22 protein-coding genes and 1 pseudogene are annotated in these 24,102 nt (G+C 63.5%); 10 read left to right on the plus strand and 13 right to left on the minus strand.

Annotation, left to right across the window (positions count from 1 at the left end; translation table 11 throughout):
• Positions 1-4 precede the first annotated feature (4 nt).
• The 5 genes from ABXS05_RS16800 to ABXS05_RS16820 all read left to right on the plus strand — a co-directional run bounded on the left by ABXS05_RS16800 (position 5) and on the right by ABXS05_RS16820 (position 3,973).
• Positions 5-1,129, plus strand: coding sequence for an ABC transporter ATP-binding protein (locus ABXS05_RS16800; RefSeq protein ID WP_367624729.1), 1,125 nt, complete (start codon positions 5-7; stop codon positions 1,127-1,129).
• Positions 1,122-1,988, plus strand: coding sequence for a 2-aminoethylphosphonate ABC transporter permease subunit (locus tag ABXS05_RS16805; protein ID WP_311936897.1), 867 nt, complete (start codon positions 1,122-1,124; stop codon positions 1,986-1,988). Before ABXS05_RS16800 ends, ABXS05_RS16805 begins: the two co-directional genes overlap by 8 nt.
• Positions 1,972-2,769 (plus strand): ABC transporter permease subunit, encoded by a 798-nt coding sequence (locus ABXS05_RS16810; RefSeq protein WP_311936900.1) that lies wholly within the window; start codon positions 1,972-1,974, stop codon positions 2,767-2,769. Before ABXS05_RS16805 ends, ABXS05_RS16810 begins: the two co-directional genes overlap by 17 nt.
• On the plus strand, positions 2,766-3,200 hold the full coding sequence (locus ABXS05_RS16815; RefSeq protein WP_311936902.1) for an NUDIX hydrolase: 435 nt from the start codon (positions 2,766-2,768) through the stop codon (positions 3,198-3,200). The genes ABXS05_RS16810 and ABXS05_RS16815 overlap by 4 nt, the downstream gene beginning before the upstream one ends.
• Positions 3,201-3,496: 296 nt before the next feature.
• Positions 3,497-3,973, plus strand: a complete 477-nt coding sequence (locus tag ABXS05_RS16820; RefSeq protein ID WP_311936904.1) for a DUF2127 domain-containing protein — start codon at positions 3,497-3,499, stop codon at positions 3,971-3,973.
• 8 nt (positions 3,974-3,981) lie between these two features.
• Here the strand turns inward: ABXS05_RS16820 and ABXS05_RS16825 are convergent, their stop codons facing one another.
• The 4 genes from ABXS05_RS16825 to ABXS05_RS16850 all read right to left on the minus strand — a co-directional run bounded on the left by ABXS05_RS16825 (position 3,982) and on the right by ABXS05_RS16850 (position 7,968).
• Positions 3,982-5,181: an MFS transporter gene (locus ABXS05_RS16825; protein WP_376717671.1), complete on the minus strand. Its 1,200-nt coding sequence runs from the start codon at positions 5,179-5,181 to the stop codon at positions 3,982-3,984.
• A 28-nt stretch (positions 5,182-5,209) separates the two neighbouring features.
• On the minus strand, positions 5,210-5,752 hold the full coding sequence (locus ABXS05_RS16830) for a Chromate resistance protein ChrB (RefSeq protein WP_367624730.1): 543 nt from the start codon (positions 5,750-5,752) through the stop codon (positions 5,210-5,212).
• Positions 5,753-5,885: 133 nt separating this feature from the next.
• Positions 5,886-7,013, minus strand: a complete 1,128-nt coding sequence (locus ABXS05_RS34865; RefSeq protein WP_437178675.1) for a Gfo/Idh/MocA family protein — start codon at positions 7,011-7,013, stop codon at positions 5,886-5,888.
• Positions 7,000-7,968, minus strand: coding sequence for a hydroxyacid dehydrogenase (locus ABXS05_RS16850; protein ID WP_367624731.1), 969 nt, complete (start codon positions 7,966-7,968; stop codon positions 7,000-7,002). Before ABXS05_RS16850 ends, ABXS05_RS34865 begins: the two co-directional genes overlap by 14 nt.
• Positions 7,969-8,166: 198 nt before the next feature.
• Between ABXS05_RS16850 and iolD the strand changes: the two genes are divergently transcribed.
• The 3 genes from iolD to ABXS05_RS16865 all read left to right on the plus strand — a co-directional run bounded on the left by iolD (position 8,167) and on the right by ABXS05_RS16865 (position 11,834).
• Positions 8,167-10,011, plus strand: a complete 1,845-nt coding sequence (iolD, locus tag ABXS05_RS16855; RefSeq protein ID WP_367624732.1) for a 3D-(3,5/4)-trihydroxycyclohexane-1,2-dione acylhydrolase (decyclizing) — start codon at positions 8,167-8,169, stop codon at positions 10,009-10,011.
• Positions 10,012-10,111: 100 nt separating this feature from the next.
• Positions 10,112-11,011 carry a myo-inosose-2 dehydratase gene (gene iolE / locus ABXS05_RS16860; protein WP_367624733.1) on the plus strand — a complete coding sequence of 300 codons (900 nt, stop codon included), beginning with the start codon at positions 10,112-10,114 and terminating at the stop codon, positions 11,009-11,011.
• A 4-nt stretch (positions 11,012-11,015) separates the two neighbouring features.
• On the plus strand, positions 11,016-11,834 hold the full coding sequence (locus ABXS05_RS16865) for an SDR family oxidoreductase (protein ID WP_367624734.1): 819 nt from the start codon (positions 11,016-11,018) through the stop codon (positions 11,832-11,834).
• Between the two features lie 72 nt (positions 11,835-11,906).
• Here ABXS05_RS16865 and ABXS05_RS16870 read toward each other — a convergent pair whose 3' ends face one another.
• From ABXS05_RS16870 to ABXS05_RS16885, 4 genes are all read right to left on the minus strand, one after another.
• On the minus strand, positions 11,907-12,776 hold the full coding sequence (locus tag ABXS05_RS16870; RefSeq protein WP_322432915.1) for a MurR/RpiR family transcriptional regulator: 870 nt from the start codon (positions 12,774-12,776) through the stop codon (positions 11,907-11,909).
• Positions 12,777-12,944: 168 nt separating this feature from the next.
• Positions 12,945-13,961 (minus strand): sugar-binding protein, encoded by a 1,017-nt coding sequence (locus ABXS05_RS16875; RefSeq protein WP_367624735.1) that lies wholly within the window; start codon positions 13,959-13,961, stop codon positions 12,945-12,947.
• Positions 13,962-14,041: 80 nt separating this feature from the next.
• Positions 14,042-15,082, minus strand: a complete 1,041-nt coding sequence (locus tag ABXS05_RS16880; RefSeq protein WP_367624736.1) for an ABC transporter permease — start codon at positions 15,080-15,082, stop codon at positions 14,042-14,044.
• A 7-nt stretch (positions 15,083-15,089) separates the two neighbouring features.
• Entirely contained in the window at positions 15,090-15,830 is a 741-nt protein-coding gene (locus ABXS05_RS16885; protein ID WP_311936928.1) for an ATP-binding cassette domain-containing protein, read from the minus strand.
• A gap of 368 nt (positions 15,831-16,198) precedes the next feature.
• On the opposite strand from ABXS05_RS16885, the gene ABXS05_RS16890 reads away from it, so the two are divergent.
• Together ABXS05_RS16890 and ABXS05_RS16895 are read left to right on the plus strand one after the other, a co-directional pair.
• Positions 16,199-17,392, plus strand: coding sequence for a Gfo/Idh/MocA family protein (locus ABXS05_RS16890; protein WP_367624737.1), 1,194 nt, complete (start codon positions 16,199-16,201; stop codon positions 17,390-17,392).
• A gap of 30 nt (positions 17,393-17,422) precedes the next feature.
• Complete coding sequence (locus ABXS05_RS16895) at positions 17,423-18,424, plus strand: Gfo/Idh/MocA family protein (protein ID WP_367624738.1); 1,002 nt, start codon at positions 17,423-17,425, stop codon at positions 18,422-18,424.
• Positions 18,425-18,591: 167 nt separating this feature from the next.
• Here the strand turns inward: ABXS05_RS16895 and ABXS05_RS16900 are convergent, their stop codons facing one another.
• From ABXS05_RS16900 to ABXS05_RS16920, 5 genes and pseudogenes are all read right to left on the minus strand, one after another.
• Positions 18,592-19,407: an HpcH/HpaI aldolase family protein gene (locus ABXS05_RS16900; RefSeq protein WP_367624739.1), complete on the minus strand. Its 816-nt coding sequence runs from the start codon at positions 19,405-19,407 to the stop codon at positions 18,592-18,594.
• Between the two features lie 10 nt (positions 19,408-19,417).
• Complete coding sequence (locus tag ABXS05_RS16905; protein ID WP_367624889.1) at positions 19,418-20,854, minus strand: NAD-dependent succinate-semialdehyde dehydrogenase; 1,437 nt, start codon at positions 20,852-20,854, stop codon at positions 19,418-19,420.
• 2 nt (positions 20,855-20,856) lie between these two features.
• Positions 20,857-21,864: an inositol 2-dehydrogenase gene (iolG, locus tag ABXS05_RS16910; RefSeq protein WP_367624740.1), complete on the minus strand. Its 1,008-nt coding sequence runs from the start codon at positions 21,862-21,864 to the stop codon at positions 20,857-20,859.
• A gap of 339 nt (positions 21,865-22,203) precedes the next feature.
• Positions 22,204-22,962, minus strand: a pseudogene (locus tag ABXS05_RS16915) (carboxymuconolactone decarboxylase family protein); the annotation flags it as partial.
• A gap of 150 nt (positions 22,963-23,112) precedes the next feature.
• On the minus strand, positions 23,113-24,102 hold the full coding sequence (locus ABXS05_RS16920; RefSeq protein WP_367624742.1) for an aldo/keto reductase: 990 nt from the start codon (positions 24,100-24,102) through the stop codon (positions 23,113-23,115).

Genomic DNA, 24,102 nt, shown 5'->3' on the forward strand with positions numbered 1-24,102 from the left:
GCAGTTGAAAACCGGTCCGGGCACCGAAGCCAAGACCGCCGCTACCGGCGGCAGTCGCATCGGCTTCGAGGACGTCTCGGTTACCTATGGTAACCTGACGGTTCTGCATTCCCTCACGCTGACCGTGAATCCGGGCGAGGTCGTCGCCCTGATCGGCCCCTCGGGCTCAGGCAAGACAACGGCGCTGCGCGCCGTTGCAGGCTTCGTCCGGCCCTCCTCGGGCCGGATCATGATCGGCGAGCGCAACGTGACGCATCTCGCCCCCTATGATCGCAAGATCGGCATGGTGGTGCAGAACTATGCCCTGTTCCCGCATATGCGCGTCGACGAGAACGTCGCCTTCGGCCTGCGGGCCCATGGCGCCCGCGAAGACGTCATCCGCCAGCGCGTGCCCGAATGCCTGGCGATGGTGGGCATGTCCGCCTATGCGCGGCGCTTTCCGCGCGAGCTTTCGGGCGGGCAGCAGCAGCGTGTCGCCATCGCCCGTGCCCTGGCGCCACGGCCGCAGGTCCTGCTGCTCGACGAGCCGCTTTCGGCCCTCGATGCCCAGATCCGCCGCGCCATGATCGACGAAATCGCCAAGCTGCATACCAGCCTGCCCAACCTGACGGTGCTCTACGTCACGCATGACCAGTCCGAAGCCCTTACGCTGGCCAACCATATCGGCATCATGCGGGACGGCAAATTGCGCGCCTTCGGCACGTCCCAGTCCCTGTTCCGCAATCCCCCGAACCGTTTTGCGGCGGAATTCCTGGGCCGGGCGAATCTGATGCCGGTCAAGGACCTGCAGCCGACCGAGAACGGACATGCCCGGGTGAGTTTCGGCGACACCTTTCTCTTCGCCCGCAACCATCACCGTCTCGCCGGCGGTAGCGATTGCCTGCTCTGCGTCCGGCCGCACGATTTCCGCTTTACCCGTGCGACCTCCGAGCCCAATGCCCTCAAGGCTACCGTACTGAGCGTGCAATGGCAGGGCGATGTCCAGAACATCACCTTCGAAACGGGCGGGCACACGGTTCGCATGACGACGCCACCGATGGCCGATCCGCCGCAGGCCGGCGAGAGCGTGCGCATCCATTTCGAGCCCGGTGACGTCACGCTGGTTCCAGAGGATCCCGCCCATGGCTGACATTGCGCTCGGCGCGGCCCCGGCGCGGCGCAATCTCGACGGGTTCTGGATCCTGCCGCCTCTTCTCGTGCTGGCGCTGCTGTTCTTCTACCCCCTCGCCCTCATCATCCGCGCCTCGCTCGGGGACGGTCCGCCCTCGCTCGCCACCTTCGAGCAGGTCCTCGGCTCGCGCCAGTTCGTCGACGGGCTCTACCACACCATCGTCATCGCGATCTGCTCCACCATCGGCTGCCTGCTGCTGGGCTTCGTCCTGTCAGTGGTGTTCGCCTTCGTGCCCTTTCCCGGCGCCAAACTTGCAGGCCGTCTGATCGACACGGTGATCGCACTGCCGACCTTCCTCGTTACCCTTGCCTTCACCTTCATCTATGGCTCGGCCGGCATTCTCAACGAAACGCTGATGCACGCCTTCGCCCTGCAGCTGCCACCCATCGACTTTCTCTATTCGCAATGGGGGGTCGTGCTGGCGGAGGTGACTGTTTACACGCCCTTCGTCATGCGCCCGCTCCTCGCCACCTTCTCGCAGATCGATCATGCCCAGATCGAGGTGGCAAGCAGCCTCGGCGCCCGGCCCCTGCGCATCGTGCGGAAGGTCATCTTCCCGGCCGCCCTGCCGGCCCTGGTCGCCGGCGGGAGCCTGTGCCTGCTGCTCACCGTCAATGAATTCGGCATCGTGCTGTTCATCGGCGCCAAGGACGTCATCACCCTGCCGCTGCTGATCTACAGCAAGGCGATCCAGGAGTTCGACTATGCGACCGCCTGCGTCATTGCCGTGGTGAACATCGCGCTCTCGCTCGGCCTCTACACGCTCTATCGCATCATCGTCGCTCACTTCGGAGGCAGCAATGCTGGTGTGGTCTAAAGCCGAGCGTGGGGCCGTTTGGGCGGCCGTGGTGCCGCTCTTCCTCCTCGTCTACGGCCTACCGATCGGAGTGATCGTCCTCGCCAGCTTCAGCGGGCAGTGGAACGACATCCTGCCCTCGCACCTGACCACCCAGCATTATGCCGACGCCTTTCGCACGGCATCCTTCGCTTCGCTCAAGGCCAGCATCCTCACAGGCATCATCGCCAGCCTGGCGGCGCTCGTCTGCGGCACCTGGGCGGCCCTGGCGCTTCGCCGTTTCAAGCCCTTGCCCAAGCGCGTGCTCGACCTCTTCTTCTTCGTGCCGAGCGCGGTTCCCTCCGTCTCCATCGGCCTCGGCCTGCTGGTCGCCTTCAGCCAGCCGCCCTTCCTGCTCAACGGCACGCGGCTGATCGTGCTGATCGCACATTTCATGCTGATTGCGGCCTTCACCTACGGCACGGTCACCGCCGGCCTTGCCCGCCTTCCGATCGACTGCGAACAGGTTGCCGAGAGCCTGGGCGCCCGCCCCTTCTACCGACTGCGGCGCGTGACGCTGCCCTTGCTCACGCCCTATCTGATCGCCGCCTTTAGCCTCTCCTTCGCCCTGTCGATGGGAGAGCTCGGGGCAACCGTCATGGTCTATCCGCCGGGCTGGGTCACCCTGCCGGTTCGCATCTTCTCGCTATCGGACCGCGGCGCGATCTTTGATGCTGCCACGCTGACGACGATCTTGGGTGCCGCGACCCTGATCGTGCTGATCACCCTGACGCGTATCTCGAGCAGGGTGATGTCGAGGTGACGCAGGACCTTGCAAGGCCCTCGCCCTCATTGCGCCAGGTGGCGGCCCTGCCCGTCCGGATCAAGGCCGGACGCCTGGAGACCTGCCTCGTGACGACCCGCACGACAAGGCGGTGGACCTTGCCGAAGGGCTGGCCGATCAAAGGGCGCAAGGATCCCCAGGCGGCAAGGATCGAAGCAAAGCAGGAAGCCGGCCTTGTCGGCAAGGCCGACAAAAAGCCGATCGGCACCTATCCCTACTGGAAACGCCTCGATACCCATTTTGCCCTGGTCGAAACCACCGTCTATCGCGTCGAGGTCAAGGCGACCTTGAAGAAATGGAAGGAGCAGGGCCAACGCGAGGTTCAATGGGTGCCGCTGGAGGAAGCGGCGCTTCTCGTCGCCGAACCAGGCCTTGCCCGCTTGCTGCGCGACCTGACCCATCGAGCCTAACTATGCGCGGTCCCCTGCCTCGCCAAGACTGCGAACGTTGCTCCAGGCCACCACCAACCGATCCGCAGGATGAGCAGCGAGAGCGCGAACCTCAAAAGCGCCGGTCTCCTGGGCCCGCCACGCGCGCAGATGCCAGTCCTCTATCCGCCGCCATGATCGAGGACTACAACAAGGCGATGCTGCCGCCTCGTGCACGACAGAGCTGGTGATCCACGCGACCGCCAACGACCAGGCTCGAATTGCAGCTCGCATGTGTCTGTTCGTATTCTCCCTGCTGATGCTGGCTCGACCATCTCATGAATGAACATCAGGTTCACAAGATCTTCCAGATCGGCATTCTCCTGAAAGGGGCACATGCACTGATAGAATGCGTCGGCGGCATCGCCCTTGCTCTGATCAGCACCAATACAATTCGGGCTTTCGTCAACTGGGTCACGCAAGAGGAGCTGATCGAAAACCCGCATGACTTCATCGCGGGCCACCTATCCGCCTTCGCCCAGAATTTTTCCATCGAGACGAAGCATTTCTACGCATTCTATCTACTGGGCCATGGCGTGGTGAAACTGGCGCTGGTCATCGGCTTGTTGAAGGGCAAGCTTTGGTCGTATCCGGCATCGCTGATCGTGCTCGGGCTTTTCATCGTCTACCAGCTCTATCGTTTCTCCTACACGCATGGTGCCGGGCTGATCGTCCTCACCATCCTGGACGTCGTGGTGATGGGGCTGATCTGGCACGAATACCGTCTCATGCGTCGCCATATGCCCACCCAATAAAGCTCCGATCATTCACGCGTCCCGGAGAGCTGCGCGCGAACCGGCAGCAAGACGATGAGGGTCACAAGCGAGAAAACAGCTCCTGCGAGAAAAGTGGCTTGCGGTCCGGCCAGGTCCCATAGGGCTCCTGCTATCACGCTGGCGACGAGCAGCGCGAGGCCGGTAACCAGATTGAACAGGCCGAAGGCGGTGCCGCGCAGTTCGGCAGGCGCGGCTTCGGCAATCAAGGTGGCCAGCAGCCCCTGAGTGAACCCCATATGCAGCCCCCAGAGCGCCACACCCAGGCACACGCCCATGACGCCGGAAGCGAAGGCGAGCACCAGATCGGCAACAACCAGCAGCACGAGGCCGATGGCGAGGATCGCCACCCGGTCCATCCGATCGGAAAGGATGCCGGCCGGATAGGCCGAGAGCGAATAGGCAAAGGCCATGATCACCAGCACGATCGGCACAAGCGCCAGGGGCAGACCGGCCGACTGGGCACGCAGGACGAGAAACGCTTCGGAAAAGCGGGCAAGCGTGAAGATCGCCGCGACGGCAACCACCCACCAATAAGCCGTTCCGAGGCGGCGCACCTCGTCGCGCCGCAGTGGCATGCGGACACGGCGCAGGTCCTGCGGTCGCTCGGGCTCCTTGACCGCGACCAAGAGGAGGCCGACGGACAGGAACGCCGGCACGACGGCAATCCAGAACACGGCCTGGAAGTGATTGGCCGTCAGCCACATCAGGCCGATCGCCAGGAGCGGGCCTGCAAATGCGCCGATGGTATCCAGTGATTGGCGCAGACCGAAGCTCGCGCCGCGCAGATGCGGCGGCGCAAGATCGGCGACCAGGGCATCGCGGGGTGCACCCCGGATACCCTTGCCGATACGATCGATGAACCGCGCCGCAACCAGCCAGTCGATCGAATTCGCCAGGGGAAAGACCGGCTTGGTGAGAGCGGCCAGACCATAGCCGAGAGCAGCCAGGAATTTTCGCTTGCCCAGCCAGTCGCTGAGAGCGCCCGAGAACACCTTGGTGATCGAGGCCGTCGCTTCCGCGATGCCCTCGATGAGGCCGACGGCAAGCGTGGACGCGCCGAGCACCGTGACCATGTAGACCGGCAGGACCGCGTGGATCATCTCGGACGAGACATCCATCAGCAGCGACACGAAGCCGAGCGCCCAGATGCCCGCTGGAATACCGCTGCGCGAGGGAGAAGGCGTCATGGTTTGGGCTGTCCTCCGATCGGCCATCTCAGCGGTTCTCGTCCTGTGCCTCGAAGACGCGCTGGGCGTAGCTGTCGAGCAGAGCCTCGCAGGCCCGCAGGCGCTCGGCCGCCTCCCCGGCGAGCGACGCACCGTAGAAATCGAGTTTCCTGATCTTCTCGAGCCACCCCTGGAGCTTCTTGAGGTCGGTGTCCTCTTCCTCCAGTTCGGCATAGGTGAACTTGTTGATCGCAATTTCCTTGGCGATTTCCTTTTCGAAATCGGCGCATCGCCCCAGGAATTCGCGATATTGCTCGTCCCGATCGTCCTTGAAGCGGCTTACGACTTTCTCTTCCTGCCCTTGATCGAGCGCAACCGTCTCCAGGATCACGCAATCCCCCGACAGGTCGGCGATATCGTTCTCGATCATCTTCAGGCGGCGGATGTGGTCATTGGTCTTGGGCAGGAGACACACGCCGTTCTGCAGATAGACCGCCCCCATCCCCTTGAGCCGCCGCCAGAGCGCGATACGCCGGGCAGCCGGTTCGGGTGGCACCTTGTACGTCAGCAACAACCAGGAATGCGAAACCATGGAACTCATTGTGATGAAACAGTCGTAACATTTCAACTGCAATCACAATGGTGCCGCTTCTCCGCCGGAACCGCTGCTGGATGGCTCACGGGAGGAAGGCAACCATGGCCGGCCTAGGCCATTCCGCCCGCAATCATTGGGACGTATCGATCCAGCGCCCTTCGACGCCGGATCTTTGTATCGCCTCGACCAGCGACTGGATGCGATGGCCGGCCCTGAAACCGAAGGGCTCGGGCCGTTTGCCGGCAATGGCGTCGACGAAGCCTGCGATCTCAATCGCCTTGAGATCGTTGAAGCCGAGCTGGTGGCCGGGAGCAACGCAGAACGCTCCATAGGGGGCGTGGTCTGGGCCGGCCTCGATGCGGCGGAAGCCACGGCGCCCCTGCCGGTCGGACGTATCGAAGAAATGGAGCTCGTTGAAGCGCTCCTGGCTGAAAATCAGGGCTCCTTTGGTGCCATAGACTTCGAAGTCATGCTGCATCTTGCGGCCCGTGGCGATCCAGCTCGCCTCCAGACTGCCGGACGCGCCGCTGGCGAACCGCAGGAAGGCGCGGCCGAGATCGTCGACCTCGACATTCCGTCGGCCTCCCTTGCCATCGGGCCGGCTGGCGATCACGGTGACGCTGTCGCCCTGCACACGTTCGATCGGTCCGAGCAGGAACTCCGCCGTCGCCAACGCATGACTGCCCAGATCCGCCAGGGCTCCGCCGCCGGCCGGATCGTGCCGGAAGGTGAAAGGGCTTTCGGCGTCGGCCATGTAGTCCTCGGCGTGAATGCCCCGATAGCTGCGGATCTCGCCCAACTCACCGCCACGGATCATCTCGCGGGCGAGCGAGAACAAGGGATTGCACAGATAGTTGAAGCCGACCTGGGTACGGACACCGGCAGCTTGTGCGGCCTGCGCCATCTCGGCGGCATCGGCCGCGGTGGTGGCAAGGGGTTTTTCGCAATAGACGTGCTTGCCGGCCGCCAACGCGGCGAGCGCCATCCGCTTGTGCAGCGCATTGGGAGCGGTGATGTCGATCACGTCGATATCGGGATCGGCGATCAGGGTTTTCCAGTCGCCCGACGACGTGCTGAAGCCGAGCGTCTGCGCCGCAGCGGCGGCCAGTTCCTCGCTGCGGTCGGCGACCGTGTGCAGCACGATGTCATAGTCGAGGTCGAAGACCCGCTGTGCGGCTGCAAAGCCGAAAACATGGGTCTTGCCCATGAAACCCGTGCCGATGAGGCCGATTCTGAGTTGCTGCTTAGGAGTTGGCATTGAGCTGTTCTTTGTTGACGACAAGGGCCGGGTCGATGGTGCCGGAAAAGAAATCGAGCACGTTCTGCACCGAAGAAATGGCCATCCGCTCGGCGCACTCAGCCGTCAGGCCGGCGATGTGCGGCGTCAGGATGACCTCATCGAGCCCGAACAAGGGGTGATCGGCAAGAGGAGGTTCGTCATCGAAAACATCAAGACCGGCGGCCGAAATCCTTCCCTGGCGCAGTGCCTCCAGCAGGGCCGCCTCGTCAACCACGCCTCCGCGCGCAGTATTGACGACAATTGCGGAGGGTTTCATTGCCGCGAGTTCCCCGGCACCGATCGTCGGGCAGGCGGCCTTGGGCACATGCACCGATATGGCGTCGGCCCAGCCCAATCCGACGGCAAGGTCATCGACGGGAGCAACCGGCCCCTCCGGCCAGCCGGCGGCCTGCAGGTACGGGTCATATGCCCTGATCTCCATGCCGAAGACTCCGGCATATCGGGCAAGCTGGCGCCCCGTCCGGCCAAATCCCATGATGAGAAGGCGTTTTCCGGATAGTTCGGTCGCTTCGAGCCTGTTGCGCCAGGTCCAGTTGCCTTCGCGCACGCTGGCATCGGCCCGCAGCAGCTTCTTGGCGCAGGCGAGCAGCAGCAGCATCGCGTGCTCGGCCACCGAGACCGAATTGACATCGCCCACGATCGCAAGCGCGATGCCCCTGCCGTTCAGTGCGGGCAGGTCGACGGCGTCATAGCCGACGCCGTGCCGCGAAACGATCTTGAGCCTGTCGGCCTGCCCGATGATGGGGGCCGAGAGAGGTTGCGTGCGAATGACCAGGCCGTCCGCAGCGGCGATGAAAGGGGCGTAGCTTTCCTCCGAGACCTCTTCGACATAGTCGAACGTCACCTCGGGAGCGTCACGCAGCAATGCGATTCCGCTCGGATGCAATTTGCCGGCGACGAGTACGTGCGGCATCGTTTCCTCCGGCCCAGCGCTGGTGGCTGGTTCTGTCGATCGTTTCATGCCCGCGATGGGGGGAGCGCCGTCATGCTCGCTCATGAGAGGGAGCCTGCCTCCTGCGAGACATTTTGCAATGGTGATTGCAATTATGTTGTATTGTCAATAATCATTTCGTAAGCAATGGAAAAATCGCGGTTGCGTGGGAGGAACACGATGCCGGCAACACTTCGCCTCACCATGGCCCAGGCCCTGGTCCGTTATCTGTGCAATCAGTTTACAGTCGTAGAGGGCGCGAAAGTTCCGCTCTTTCCGGGTGTTTTCGCGATCTTCGGGCATGGCAACGTCACCTGCCTGTCGGAGGCCCTGGAGGCGGTCAAGGACACTTTGCCGACCTGGCGCGGCCAGAACGAGCAATCGATGGCCCTGGCGGCAATCGGCTTCGCCAAGGCCAAACGCCGACGCCAGATCATGGTGGCGGCGAGCTCGATCGGCCCCGGTGCGCTCAACATGGTCACCGCGGCCGGCGTCGCCCATTCCAACCGCCTGCCGGTGCTGCTGCTCTCCGGCGACACTTTCATCAATCGCCGCCCCGATCCCGTCATGCAGCAGGTGGAGCATTTCGGTGACCCCACCATCAACGTCAACGACGCCTTCAAGGCCGTGACGCGCTATTGGGACCGCATCGTCCATCCCGAGCAGATCATCTCCTCGCTGCCGCAGGCCGTCGGCGTGCTGCTGGATCCGGCCGATTGCGGGCCCGCCTTCATAGCGCTGCCGCAGGACGTCCAGGAAATGGCCTGGGACTATCCGGAAGCGTTCTTCGAGCCTGCCGTGCACAAGATCCCAAGGCCGCGCCCGGATCGCGATCGCCTCCAGGAAGCCGTGAAGATCCTGCAACAGGCAAAGCGGCCGCTCATCATTTCAGGCGGCGGCGTGCGCTATTCCGGCGCCGAAAAGGCCCTGGCCGAGTTTGCCGCGAAGCGGGGCATTCCGCTCGCCGAGACCATTGCCGGCAAGGGCGCGCTCACCCATGACCATCCCGCCCATGTCGGGCCGATCGGCATCGTCGGTTCGACTTCCGCCAATGCCCTGGCCAGCGAGGCCGATGTGATCCTCGCCATCGGCACGCGCCTGATGGATTTCACCACCGGCTCCTGGACCGCCTTCTCGCAGACGGCGAAATTCATCTCGATCAACGCGGCGCGCTGGGATGCCACCAAGCATCGGGCGCTGGCGGTGGTCGGCGATGCCCTGGAAACCGTCGGGGAATTGGCGGATGCACTTGGCGATTGGACGGCGCCGGCGGCCTGGACGCAGAAGGGCGTGGCGGAATTCGCCAAATGGAATGCCATGCTCGATGGCTTCCAAAAGCCTACCAACGAGCCGGTCCCCACCTACGCACAGGTCGTCGGGGTGGTGAATGCCAACGCCCGCAGCCGGGATCTGCTCATCACCGCTGCCGGCGGCCTGCCCGGCGAAGTCATGAAGAACTGGCGGGTCAAGGAGCCCAACACCTTCGACTGCGAGTTCGGCTTTTCCTGCATGGGCTATGAGATCGCCGCGGGCTGGGGCGCGGCAATGGCCGATCCGATGCGCACGCCGATCGTCATGGTCGGCGACGGCACCTACATGATGATGAACTCGGACATCTATTCGACCGTTCTGAGCGGCCACAAGATCATTGTGATCGTCTGCGACAATGGCGGCTATGCCGTGATCAACCGGCTGCAGAATGCCAAGGGCGGAGCTTCCTTCAACAATCTGATCAAGGATTGCCGGGTGAAGGAGCCCTTTGCGGTCGACTTCGCCAAGCACGCCGAGGCGATGGGCGCCCTGACCCGGCAGGTGGACAGCCTCGCCGATCTCGGCCCCGCCATCGAATGGGCGCAGAACAACGACCGGACCACGGTCATCTCCATCGTGTCGGACGCCTTCACCTGGACGCCGGGCGATGCCTGGTGGGATGTCGGGGTTCCCGCCACGAGCGAGAGGAGCGAGGTACGCGAGGCGCATGCCTCTCAGCTTGACGGGCGCAAGCGCCAGCGTGTCGGGGTATGACGGACGCATATTGCGAGCAGCCGGGACTATCCTGCTTCCCAGGACTGTCCTTTGGATGTGATCGACCTCGATTTCCATCGATGCAGATTTGGAGAACCTCATGAAAGCCCGACTTGGCATCGCACCGATTGCCTGGTGGAATGATGACCTGCCCGAACTCAGTGACGACGTGTCGCTCGACGAGTGCCTGCGCCAGGCCCGCGAGGCGGGCTTTACAGGAATGGAGACGGGCCGTCGTTTTCCGATGGATCCCGCGGCGCTCAAGCCCGTCCTGGACAAACACGGCATGAGCGTTTGCGGCGGCTGGTTCTCGGGCCTGCTGCTCGACGGCGATCTCGAGGTGGAAAAGGAACGCATCGCCGGACAGATGGCCCTCTTCAAGGCGGTCGGGGCGCCGTGCATCGTCTATGGCGAAACCGCCGGTACCATCCAGGGCAATCGCTCGGCGCCCCTGTCGACCAAAAGGCGGTTGAGCGAGGAAGAGGTCAAGGCCTATGGGCGCAAGATGACGATCTTCGCCGAATGGTGCGCCGGACAGGGCATGCCGATCAGCTACCATCATCACATGGCCGCGCCGATCGAGACCGAAGCCGAACTCGATCTCCTGATGAAGCACTCGGGAGACGCCTTGCCCCTGCTCTACGATGCCGGTCACATGGCTTTCGCCGGCGGCGACGTGCTGCGGGTGATCGACAAGCACCATGCCCGCATTTCCCATGTCCACACCAAGGATATCCGCGCCGCGGTGGTCGAGAGCCTCGACCGTACCAAAGAGAGTTTTCTCGATGCGGTGGTGAGGGGGGCCTTTACCGTTCCCGGAGACGGATCCCTCGATTTCGAGGCGATCGTGAAGCGGCTGGCCGGCCACGGCTATGAGGGATGGTTCGTCGTGGAGGCGGAGCAGGACCCCGTCAAGAGCCCGCCGCTGCAGATGGCCAGGATCGGGCACAAGGAATTGCTGCGGGTGATGGCCGCAGCCGGCTATTCGGTGGAGAATTGATGCCATGAACCGCATGGATGGAAAGATCTGCGTCGTGACCGGTTCGACCCAGGGGCTGGGGGCTGCGATCGCGCATGAGCTCGCCGCCGCCGGGGCCGCCGGCCTGGTCACGCTCGGCCGCAATGCCGCCAAGGGCCAGGCGGTGGCCGATGAAATCAGGGCGCGGACCGGCGTTCCCGTTCACTTCGTCAAGGCCGATGTCGCCGATGTCGGACAGTGCCGGCACGCCATTGCCGAAGCCGACCGCGTCCATGGCCGGGTGGATGTCCTCGTGAACGCCGCCGCCTGCACCGATCGCGGCACGATCCTCGATACCTCGCCCGAGCTGTTCGACCAGCTCTTTGCCACCAATGTCCGCGGCCCCTACTTCCTGATGCAGGAGGCGATGAAGCTGATGATCCGCGACGGCATTGCGGGATCTGTCTGCAATATCGGTTCGATTTCCGAACATGCTGGACAGCCTTTCATCAACGCCTATTGCGCCTCCAAGGGTGCCCTGGCGACGCTGACCCGCAATACGGCCTTCTCGGTGATGAAGAACCGTATCCGCGTGAACCAGCTCAATGTCGGCTGGATGTCGTCCGATCATGAACGCGAGCTGCAGGCGGCCTCCACCGGCGATCCCGACTGGGAGGCCAAGGCCGCGGCGGCACTGCCTTTCGGCCGGCTCGTCGATCCCGCCGAGGCGGCCAGGGCTGTCAACTTCATCGTCTCCGACGATGCCGGGCTGATGACGGGTGCCGTCATCAACTATGACCAGACGGTGTGGGGCGGATCAGCCGGCATGATGCCGGTACCCAATGAAGCCCTTTCCCTGGCATGATCGCCCCACGCGGAGGTGTATTGGCAACCGGAAGCGGCCCCTCGTGGGCCGCTGCTCTGTGCAAACACTCGCCTAGGGTTGCGTCACGATCGGGATGCGGGGGTCGGGAGCCTTCTGCAGGCGTGCCGCCAGCGCCGCCGTCAGGGACTGCGCCAGACACATGGGAGCCGCCAGGGATCGTGAAAACGTATATTGATGCTCGGGCACTGCGAACAGAACGGTTGCGTTCTTGGCGAGGGGCGAAAGGGTCGAGTCCGTTATCGCCAGGATCGGCAGTTTTCGGGCCGCCGCCTGCTCGACGATATTGACGACCTCGGTCGCATAAAACCGGAAAGAAACGGCAAAGAGCAGATCCGTGGGCCGCATGGTGCCGGCGATATGGGTGGAAAGGCCTCCGCTCGCATCGAGGAGAACGGTGCGTTTTCCCAGCATGGTCAGGATATAGCGAGTGAGATCGACGATCGGCGCCGAGCGAAGCTGGCCGACCAGATAGATGGTGTCGGCCTTCTCCATCAGGTCGACGGCCTTTTCGATGGTCTCTCCCGTCGTCAGGTTCAGCAGCTCCTGCAAGGCGTCGATGTCGCGCAGGACCAGATCGTGCAGGAAGCCCCAGCCGCCGACATTCTCCCGGTCGCTCAGCTCCGACTCCAGGGCTTTGATCCTGGCCTGGAAACCGGGCGCGGCCGTCGACAGGCGTCGCTGGAAGACCGCCTGCACCTCCTTGAAGCCTTTATAGCCCAGCATCTGGGCGAAACGAACGAAACTGGAGGCATGGATGCCGCAGGTGTCCGCGATGGCGTTGAGCGACATCACCGCGACATCATTGGGATTTTGGGTCAGGTAAACGGCTATATTCTGATAGGCCTTGCTCATCCCGTCATACTTGTCGTGGATGACCCGAATTAGGTCCTCGTAGTCTTGCGGGACACTGTCGGCGCCCATGAATATGTCCTTCTCCAATCACCGGCAGCTTGGGAAAATGCCGCATGCAAATCGCGCTTTATCACAGGTATGCCGCGCAGCGTTAGCCACGCGGCATGTCCGGACTGCCCGCAGGATGGCCCGGAAGATCGACGGGCCTTGCAGGCTGTATGGAGCGACCTAGCTCCGTCAGTTGCCACCGCCGATGCAGGTGGCGACGTTTTCGGGTGTGCAGACGTCCAGGCCGGTATAGCTGGGATCCTTGGGCGGGGCCTTGCCGTCCTTGATATCCTTGAGGAAATACATCGCCTTATAGCCCATCTCGAAGGGACGCTGGCCGACATTGCCGGAAGCCAGGCCTTCCTTGAGAAGGTCGATCTGCACGGGCAGCGTATCGGCAACCACCAGGGCAAGGGCGCCGGAGGCGATCTTGCTCTTATATTTGGTCGCCACCTGCCGATAGGCGTCGGGCAGGAATTCGGGGAAGCCGCCCGTCGGGATGAACGCATCAAGATCGGGATATTTGCCGAGCGTATCTTCGAGCTGCTGCACCGATTTCGGGAAATCGTCATCGGTATAGAGCGGGCACCCGTCGACTTCGGTCCAGCCGTTCTGGCCGGTCAGGCGATCGCCCGGCGACTGGGCGCTCGGCTTGCCGGCAAGGGTATCGCGAATTCCCTGCATGCGTTCATTGTGGTTGGCGGCTGCCGCACCGCCGGACTGGATGCAGATCTTGCCGCCCTTCGGCTTGATCTTCATGGCAATCTTGGCGAGATTCACGCCGATCTCGTAATTGTGCGTACCGACATAGGCGACCCGCTCGCCCTTGGCGTCGGGAAGCAGGTCGGAGTCCCAGGTCAGCACCGGAATCTTGGCCCCGGCCGCGCCCTGCAGCGCAGCGGCGATCGCCGGTGCATTGGCCACCGAGACGGCGATGCCGTCGACGCCCTTGGTGATGAGGTCCTGCACCATCTGCGCCTGTTCGTCGCCGCCGCCATGTTCGCCCGGGCCGACATAGAGGCATTCGATGGCGCCGTTGAGTTCCTTCTCCGCCTTCTTGCAGCCGGCCTGCGCCTGGTCGAAGAAGGGATTGTTGGTGTTCTTGGGGACGAGCGCGAAGGTCAGCTTGTCGGCGGCATGGGCGCCACCGGCCGTCGCGGCAAGACCAACGGCGAGGGCCGCCGAGGTCAGCAGATATTTGAGCATTGTCTCCTCCGGATGTTGTGCCCTCCGGGACGTGTCCGCGACACGCCCTTGGGGCGTTCACACGATGCCGGTTCGACCGGTCATTCGCGTCTCTTGCCGCGGATCCGCTCGAGCAGGACCGCAAGAACCAGGAAGCTGCCGACGAAAACGCCCTGCCAGTTGGAATCGACGCCGGCCATGAGCAGGGAATTGCGGATCACTTCGAGCAAAGCCGAGCCGATCAGCGCACCGAAGGCACCGCCCTCTCCGCCCATGAGATTGGCGCCGCCGATCACCGTGGAGGCGATGGCGCGCAGTTCATAGCCCGTGCCCAGGGAGTTGATGGCCGAACCGGCCCAGCCGACGCTCAGGATCGCGGCGATGGCACCGCTGACGCCGGAAACGACATAGGCCTGCAGCTTGATGCGCTTGACCGGGACGCCTGTAAGGTTGGCGGCCTGTTCATTGCCGCCTATGGCGATCAGATGCCGGCCCCATGTCGTCATGCGCATGACCACGAAGAGCGCGAAAGTGAGTACGAGCAGCACCCAGACGGGATTGGCGATACCGAAAATCGCGCCGGCGCCTATGGCCTTGAAAGTGGGACCGCCGGGACCGAAATTGTAGAGCATCTTGTTGCCGGACAGGACGACGGCGACCGAGCGGGCGGCCGAGAGCATGCCGAGCGTCACCACGAAGGGGGACAGGCCGACATAGGCGATGAGCCCGCCATTCACGGCACCGGCTATGCCGCCGGCGACGAGGCCGGCCAGCACGGCCGCATACCAGGGATTACCCGCCTCCAGCGTCAATCCGCAGACGACTGCGACCAGGCCCATGATCGAGCCGACGGACAAATCGATACCGCCGGTGACGATCACGGCGGTGGCACCGAGCGCCATGATGCCGATAAAGGCGAAGTTGCGGGTGATGTTGTAGAAATTGTCCTCGGTGGCGAAGCGCGGCTCGCGGATCGACATCACGATGCAGATGACGAGCAGTGCGACCGTCACCCAGAAGGCCTGGCTGGAGACGAGCGACTGCCACAGTGACTTTTCCTTCGTCGTCAGGACCGACTCGATGGAAACATTGGCGGACGCAGGCGCATTGGCCTGCTTGGAATGGTTGGAAGCATCCGTCATCGCAACCTCACGCTGCCTGGATTGCGCCGGTGATGAGACCCGTAACCTCTTCGGGCGAGGTTGCGGCTATGGGCTTGTCCGCCACTTTATGGCCGCGCCGCATGACGACGACGCGGTCGCAGACTTCGAAGACGTCGGGCATGCGATGGGAAATCAGCACCACCGAAATGCCGGCGTCGCGCAGACGATGGATCAGCCCCAGGACCTCGGCAACCTGCCGCACGCTGATGGCGGCGGTGGGTTCGTCCATCAACACGATCTTGGCCTGCGACAGGCGCGTGCGTGCAATGGCCACCGCCTGGCGCTGCCCTCCCGACATCTGTCGGACCAGGTCGCGGGGGCGGGTTTCCGATTTGAGCTCGGCGAAGAGCTCACCGGCCTTCTTGATCATCGCCCCGTGATCGAGCCAGCGTAAAGGACCGACGCCCTTCTTGATCTCGCGGCCGAGGAATACGTTGGCGGCGGCCGAGAGATTGTTGCACAGGGCAAGGTCCTGATAGACGACCTCGATCCCCTTGGCCCGGGCCTCCACCGGCTTGTGGAAATGCACCACCTCGTCGTCGAGCTTGATTTCACCGGAAGTGGGAGGGAAGTTGCCGGCGATCAGTTTGACCAAGGTGGATTTGCCGGCGCCGTTGTCGCCCATCAAACCGACGATCTCGGCCCTGCCAATCGTCAATTCGACGTCTGTCAATGCCTTGATGGCGCCGAAGCTCTTTGAGACTGACTTCAGCTGCAGCAATGTCATGCCTCGCTCCCTCTTTCTTTTCTTGTTGCTCTATTCATGACGCATCGGCCGGCAGATGCCACCGGAAAAAAGGCGGCCGCCCGCGCTGGAAGAGCATCGACTTCATTGGGATCGAAAGATCCGTCGCCCGGCGATCCTGCTGCAAGCAAGGATGCTTTCGTGACGCCTGGCACGCATTGCGAATTTCCCCGTCCTGCCGCTGGTGCTTGCTTCTTTTTTGCAATTTCTATTTCATTTTCATTATGATTGCAACAATTATTGCAGAGCCGGCGCGGCCGTCAAGGGCTATTGAAATGATAATTGACTAAAATTATTTTTATCAATAATCATTGCAAAAATCGCACCGGTAGGTGCAGGGAGAGGAAGCCATGACAGCCAGGCAATCTCGGATGGAGGCCTATCCCAGGGCCGATCGTCGACTGAGGCTTGGCTTCGTCGGCGGCGGGCGCGGTGGCCAGGTCGGCGCTTGGCACGCCGCCGGCGCTCGTCTCTCCAACCGGTGGGACATCGTCGCAGGAGCGCTCTCGGCCGATCCGGCCACGGCCCGGGCATCGGGCCGGGACTGGTTCCTGGCCGACGACCGCATCTACGACGATTATCGCACCATGGCGCAGCATGAAGCAGCCCGCCCTGATGGCATCGATGCAGTTTCGATCTGTACGCCCAACCACACCCACTACGACATCGCCCGTGCCTTCCTCGAGGCGGGCGTCAACGTCATCTGCGACAAGCCCCTGACGACGAGCCTGGACGAAGCCAAGGCCCTGATGACCCTCGAGAGGGATACGGGATTGGTCTTCGGCGTGACTTATGCCTTCGCGTTTCACGCCATGGTACGGCAGGCGCGGCACATGATCCTCGCAGGCCGGATCGGGCGGGTCCGCCAGGTCCATGTCGAGTATTTCCAGGAATGGTCCTGCCTGGAAGAAAAGCCGGCTGGCGGAGAGCTGCCCTGGCGCCAGGATCCGGCAAGGGTCGGCAGGGCGTCGGCGATCAGCGACATCGGCACGCACGCCTTTCATCTGGCGAGCTATGTCACGGCCGAACCGATCGTCGAACTGAGAGCGGATCTGCATGTGTGCGGCCCCGCGCGCGGCCTGGAGGACACGGCCTTCATCAATATCCGCCTTGCCGGCGGCGCCCCCGGCACGCTCCTGGTCACGCAGGTCGCGCCCGGCAATTATTGTGCGCTGCGCTTGCGGGTCTATGGCGAGCGCGGCGGCATCGAATGGGACCAGGAGAAGCCCGAATATCTGCGGGTCAGCTCCCTCGGGCAACCGGACGAGGTAATCGTCCGCGGCAAGGAAGGGGCGATGCTGCCTGGTGTCGGGAAAATGTCCACGCTGCCGAGCGGGCATGGCGAGGCGCTCAGCAATGCCTGGGCCAATCTCTACACCGAATTTGCGGTGGCGATCGAGGCGAGAGCCGCCAAGCGTTCACTGCCGGCGGGCATGCTCGAATTTCCCACCGTGCAGGATGGCGCCCGCGGCGTGAACTTCATTCAGGCCGCGGTGGAATCCCATGAAAAGGGCGGTGTCTGGACGCCGTGCTGGCTGACCTAGCGCCCTGCTATCGAAAATCGGGAGGAAGAAATGAGCGTCAAATTGGGGATCGTCGGCGTTGGCGTGATGGGCGCCGATCATGCCCGCACGATCGCATCGCAGGTGGCGGGAGCCAGCATCCGCGGCATCTACGATGCCAATGCCGAGCGCGCCAAGCAGATTGCCGACGAGGTGGGTGCCACCGGAGTCGCCAGCGACCCCCTTCATCTCATCGGCGATCCCCAGGTCGATGCCGTGCTGATCGCCTCGCCGGACAGTACCCACAAGGAGTTGACCCTCGCCTGCATCATGGCCCGCAAGCCGGTGCTGTGCGAAAAGCCCCTGGCCTCGACCTCGCAGGAATGCCTCGAACTGATCGATGCCGAGATGGCCGCAGGCGTGCGCCTCGTCCAGGTCGGCTATATGCGCCGGTTCGACCCATCCTATGCCGCGATGAAGGCCCAGCTCGCGGCGGGCAGGCTCGGCAAGCCTCTGCTGTTTCATTGCGTTCATCGCAATGTCGCAGCGCCACCGTGGTTCGATGGCGGCATGGCCATTGCCAATTCGGCCGTGCATGAATTCGATATCGTGCGTTGGATGCTCGCCGGCGACCTGACCGCCATTTCGGTGTTCCGGCCCGGCGAAGTTTCCACCCAAACGCCCGGCGCGCCCGTCTTTCTGGTGCTGGACGGGCCGGGTGGCACCCTGGCGACCATCGAGGTCTTCAACGATGCCGCCTATGGCTACGACGTCAGGGGCGAACTCGTGTGCGAGAAGGGCACGATCGAGCTGCAGCGGCCGGTGCATGCGCTCGTCAACCACGCCTTGTCGCAGGGGGCGAGCTATCCGCTGGACTGGCGCCCGCGCTTCCAGGATGCCTACCGCCTGCAGGCACAGGGATGGATCGACAGCATCAGGAGCGGCAGGCCTACCGGCGCGAGTGCCTGGGATGGATATACCGCCACTCTCGTGGCCGAGGCAGGCTTGCGGTCGCTCGGATCCGGGCGTCGGGAAGAGATATCCACTACGCCCATGCCCGGCCTCTATGGCTGATACCAACTTGCATAGAGCCTCGCTCACCACCTCTGTCATTGCGAGCGAAGCGAAGCAATCCAAGGGCCGTAGACTTTGTGCCTTCAAGTCCCTGGATTGCTTCGCTTCGCTCGCAATGAGGGGTCAGCCTTTATGTGCCCTGGTATGAGGCCTTTGCAGGTTCGCGATCAATAGGCCGGTTTCACGGCCGGGGATGCCGTCGGCGGTTTGCCGTTGAGCTCGCGAAAGCGTGCGACGCTGGCCTGCGCGGCGGCGGCGAGCAGCCTGGAATCGCCCGACACCGTGGTCATGTCGAAACCCCAGGCGATGGCGCGCGTGGCATAGTCGGGCGTACCGCAATGCAGAGCGGCGATTTTCCCCGATTTCTTGCATGCCGCGACGATCGCCTGCAGCGCTTCGATCATCTCCGGTTCCTCGCGGTCGAAACCCGGCGCCAGGCGCCCCTGGTGCAGGCTGAAGGTGAGATCGGCCGGCCCGACATAGATACCGTCCAGTCCGGGCGTGGCGGCGATCGCCTCAAGATTGGCCATGGCCTGGGCGGTTTCGACCATGGCGAAACCGAGGATCTCGTCATTGGCTTCGGCCGCATAGTTGGCGCCGGCCGAGAAGTTGGCCCGCGTCGGGCCGAAGCTGCGCTGGCCGTGCGGTGGATAGCGGATATAGCTGACGAACTCGGCCGCCTGCTCGGCAGTGTTCACCATCGGGCAGATGATGCCATAGGCGCCCGCGTCCAGTGCCTTCATGATGATACCGGGTTCGAGCCAGGGCACGCGCGCCATCGGCACGACGCCGGATGCGCGCATGGCCTGCAGCATCGGCAGCAGCATGGAATAGTCGAGAGCCCCGTGCTGCACGTCCACCGTAAGGCTGTCATAGCCTTGCGCCGCCATGATTTCCGCAGTGAACGGGTTGCCGATCGAGAGCCATCCGTTGATGGTGGCCCGTCCCTCGGCCCAACTCTGCTTCAGCTTGTTCCTGATCAAGGCCGCCTCCTCAAAATACGATCTGGGCCAGCTTGGTATCGAGATAATCGGCAATGCCCTCAGTGCCTCCCTCCCGGCCCATTCCCGAATATCGGGTGCCGCCGAAGGGAGCCTCGGCAGCGGCCAGGGCGAAGCTGTTGATACCGACCATGCCCGCCTTCAGCTCGGCGACGGTCCGCCTGGCGCGCGCAGGGCTGCGCGTGAAGGCATAGGCGGACAATCCCATGTCGCTGGCATTGGCCCGCGCAATGACCTCGTCATCGGTGGCAAACGAGGCTATGGCGGCGATCGGCCCGAAATTCTCCTCGGCGAACACGCGTATGCCGTCCTCGACCTCGGTAAGCACCGTCGGCTCGAAGAAAAAGCCGGCGTTGAAGGAAGGAGGCGCGCGCCCGCCGCAAACCAGCCTGGCGCCGGCCTTCTCGGCCTCGGCGACGATGGCCTCGATCTCGCCACGACGCCTTGCATTGATGAGCGGCCCCATCTGCGTCTCGCCATCGAGACCGTCGCCGAGCCTGAGGGCACTCGCCCTGGCCACGAAGCCCTGCACAAAGGCATCATGCAGGCTTTCATGGACGAAGAAGCGATCGGGAGTCACGCAGACCTGGCCGGCATTGGCGTATTTGGTCGGCACCGAGGTGTTGAGGGCCAGTTCGAGGTCGGCATCCTCATAGATGATCAGGGGTGCGTTGCCGCCGAGCTCCATCGAGACCTTCTTCACCGTTTCGGCGGCATCCCTGATCATCTGCTGCCCGACGCGCGTCGAGCCCGTCAGCGAGACCTTGCGCACCGCCGAGGAGGCCATGATCGGACCATAGGTCGTGGCGGTCGGGCCGACGACGAGGCTCACCACGCCGGCGGGGATACCCGCCGCCCGGGTGCAGTCGACCATGAGCATGGCCGTCCCCGGCGTCTGGCTGGAAGGCCTGACGATGATCGAACAGCCAGCGGCAAGTGCCGGTGCGGCCTTGCGCGCGACCAGGGCCGCCGGGAAGTTCCAGGCCGTGAAGGCGGCAGCGATGCCGACAGGCTCGTGCAGAACCTCGAAGCGTCCACCAGGGACCCGACTCTCGATGATGCGGCCATAGATGCGGCGCGCCTCTTCGGCGTACCAGCGGAACTGGTCGGTGGCGAGGCCCCATTCACGCTCGGCCTGCACAAGGGGCTTTCCGGTTTCGCTCGAGATCATGCGAACGGCATCGTCCTTGCGGCGGAGCATCTCATCGGCGATCCGATGCAAGGCATCTGCGCGCTCGAACGCCGTCTTCGATCGCCACAGCGCAAAACCCTTGGCGGCGCTGTCCAGGGCCTCTTCCGTATCGGCGAGGGTCGCCAGCGGGACTTCGCCCAACGCGCGCTCGTGGACGGGGCTGATGACCGCAGAGCTGCCCTTGTCGGAGGCCTGGCGCCATTGGCCGTCGATGAAAAGGCCGAAATCCTGATACATGCTCACCCGACCTCGCTGGTGTTCACCGGCCGTCCCTCGCGGATCGACCGGCCGGCCGCTTCGGCCAGGACCAGGGCCGCACGGCCATCTGCAAACCCGACTTCCGGCGCCGTGGCGTTTTCGACCGCGTCGACGAAGGCGCCGATCTCGGCGTTGAAGGCTTCCCCATAGCGTTCGATGAAGAAGTCGAGATAGGGTGCTCCGCGGGCGGTGAATTCCGCGGCGAAGCGTACGGAATCATGTGCTCTCCGGTTTTCCGAAATGGCCATGCCCTTGTTGCCGAAGACCTCGACACGCTGGTCATAGCCATAGACGGCCTGCCTCGAATTCAAGATCACGCACTGCTTCCCCGACGGCGTGGTCAGAACCACCGAGACGGTATCCCAGTCCTCGCAGCGGGCCATCAGAGCCGGATTGACCAGCCGGCTTCCGACCGCGCTCACCGTTTGCGGTTCCTCGCCCAGCAGGAAGCGGGCCATGTCGAAATCGTGGATCGTCATGTCGCGGAAAATACCGCCCGACACCTCCATATAGGCGGCCGGCGCCATTCCCGGGTCGCGGGAGGTGATGACGATCTGGTGTACGTCACCGATATCGCCATTCGCGATGGCAGCCTTGGTCGCCCTGTGCGTGGGGTCGAAACGCCTGACGAAGCCGAGCATGATGGGCAGGGACGTCTTGCCGATCGTGCTGGCACAGCGATCGACCCTTTCCAGGCTCAGGTCGATCGGCTTCTCACACAACACCGGCTTGCCGGCCGCCACGGCCTTTTCGATATAGTCGGCATGCGTGCTGGTGGAACTGGCGATGAGCACGGCGTCGACTTCCCTGGAGGCGAAGACCTCCTCATCGGTCGCGAAGACGGGCGTCGCCTCTCGGGCTCCGACCTCGGCGGCAGCTTCTCTCGAAACGTCGAAGACACCGGCGAGCCGGGTCCGGGGATGAGCCCCGATGTTGGCAGCATGCATCCGTCCGATACGCCCGCATCCCAATACGGCAATCCTGAGCACGGAAATCCTCCCTGATTTTTTGCAATGATCATTGCAAAAAATACAGATTGTCAACAAGCAATGCGGATTATTTTTGCGGCATGCCGGTGCCGCCCTGCCCTAGCCTCCCGCAGAGAGGGCGGAATGCGTTGGTCGCTTCCGGGCAACGGGCTCAGGACCCGGGCGACAAGGCCCTTATTCGGGACGCACGCATCCACAAAACCGGTGCCAAGAGAGACGGCGGCAATATCAAGGAAGCCAGTGCGGGTCTCGCGGGCCCGCAGCCTCGGTGAGACCCGGCTTGCACCTGTCCGGCAACATGATCGGCCGGCCCTTCCCTGCCTCTCAGCGCTGCTCTTCCCGGCGAGAGGCAAACACCTTTTCCAGCACGGGAATGGCAGACATGGCGCGAGGCCAGCCAGCGTAGAAACCGAGATGCGCAGGTATCTCGGCGGTTTCCGCCTGTGTCAGGCCATTGTCCATGGCGCGATTGGCGTGGAAGGGAAGCTGTTCGGGTTGCCCGACGGCGATGAGCGCGGCAATGGTGACGAGGCTGCGATCGCGCGGCGATAGATCGGGCCGCCGCCACAGATCGCCGAACAGGACGCGGTTGGTCAACTCAGCCAAGATTGGAGAGGTCGGTCCCACCGCGCTGTTCACCGTGCCGACACGAGCCGCTTCCGCCGCTGCATCGAGCTCAATCCGTGCGGCGTGGCTGTTGGCGACAGCGCCGATCCCGCGCGCGTCGAAAACCTCCTTTGCCTCGCCGACGGCCGATATCGCATTCGGCCAGCCGGAATAGAAGGCGAGCTGGGTGATGAGTTCGCCGATCTCCTCCGGCTTCACGCCATTGTCCAGCGCGCGAGCGACATGGCTACCGATCTGCGCCGCCTTCCCAGTCGAAACCAGGGCCGCGACCGTAATCAGGCTACGATCACGCGGGGGCAGTTCGCCACGTTTCCAGACCTCGCCGAACAACACGTCGTCCGTGAAATGACCGAGGCCCGGGGCGACCTCGTAAACGGCTGCAGGTGCAACACGCTCACGACGAGGTTCCTGGGCCTCGGCACCGGTCGCGGCCAGCGCTGAAATGGCGATGGATGCGGCGATCTTCTTCATGGAAGGACCTCGTTGTTATCCAATGCGGAGTACCGGCTACGCCGACCTCGACGCCCGCCCTGGCGGGTGGAGCGCGGTCTTGTTCCCAAGGCCGCTCGCAGCGCCCGTGATGACGACGACCGTTCTCCGCTCGATTGTGCAGGGTGCCCTTCAAAGCCCCGTCGTCTTGAGAAGCTGCTCGGGATAGCGCTCGCCTTCGATCCGGATTGCGGCTGCGGCAGCCTGGATTTCGGAAAGGTCTGCCGCCGTCAGATCGACATCGACAGCACCGAGATTCTCTTCGAGACGATTGAGCTTGGTGGTGCCGGGGATCGGCACGATCCAGGGCCTTTGTGCCAGCAGCCACGAAAGCGCAACCTGCGCGGGCGTAGCGTTCTTGTCGGCTGCGATCCGTTTCAGAAGATCCACCAAAGCTTGGTTCTTTGCCATCGCATCGGGCGTGAAGCGCGGCAAAATACTGCGAAAATCGCCATCAGCGAGCTTGGTGTCCTTATCCATCGCCCCCGTCAGGAAGCCCTTGCCGAGCGGGCTATAGGGCACGAGGCCAATCCCCAACTCCTGGCAGATCTCCAGGATGCCGTTCGTTTCGACGCCCCGCGTCCAGAGGGAATATTCGTTCTGCAAGGCGCTCACAGGCTGAACCGCATGGGCGCGACGAGCCGTCTGCGCACCCGGTTCCGACAGTCCGAAGTGCTTCACCTTGCCGGCTGCGATCAGTTCCTTCACCGCGCCCGCCACGTCTTCGATCGGCACGCCCGGATCGACGCGATGCTGGTAGAAGAGGTCGATCTGCTCGACGCCAAGTCGCTTGAGGGATGCATCGGCGACCGCCTTGATGTGGTCGGGCCTGCTGTTCAGCCCCGACTGCTTGCCATCGACGATGTTGAAGCCGAACTTCGTGGCGATCACGACCTGGTCGCGAACCGCACGCAGCGCTTCGCCGACCATTTCCTCGTTTGTGAATGGTCCGTAAACCTCCGCCGTGTCGAAGAAGGTGACGCCGCGATCCACCGCCTGGCGGATCAAGGTGATGCCCTCCTGCTTGCCGAGCTTGTGGGCGTAGCCGAAATCCAACCCCATGCAGCCATAGCCGAGAGCCGAAACCTCAAGGCCGCTTTTGCCAAGCATCCGCTTTTGCAT

The organism is Labrys neptuniae (assembly GCF_040797145.1).
Taxonomy (GTDB): domain Bacteria; phylum Pseudomonadota; class Alphaproteobacteria; order Rhizobiales; family Labraceae; genus Labrys; species Labrys neptuniae.